Raw genomic sequence first — 234 nt, forward strand, 5'->3', positions numbered from 1 at the left:
GACCGTTGCGAAGTGGCGCAAGCGCAGGACGGTCGCGGATCGCAAGACGGGTCCGGGGGACCCACGCTCGACCGTTCTCAGCGAAGCCGAGGAGGCGATGATGGCGGCTTTCCGTCGCCACACTCTCCTGCCGCTTGATGATCGCCTGTACGCCTTGCTGCCCTCGATCCTGCAACTGACCCGCTCAGCGCTGCATCGCTGCCTTCAGCGGCACGGCATCTCGCGGCTACCGGA

1 pseudogene is annotated in these 234 nt (G+C 66.7%); it reads left to right on the top strand.

What is annotated here, in order from left to right:
• A pseudogene (locus JI664_RS23755) lies at positions 1-234 on the top strand (IS481 family transposase); the annotation flags it as partial.

Source organism: Rhodobacter sp. NTK016B (genome assembly GCF_017303295.1).
Taxonomy (GTDB): Bacteria; Pseudomonadota; Alphaproteobacteria; order Rhodobacterales; family Rhodobacteraceae; genus Pararhodobacter.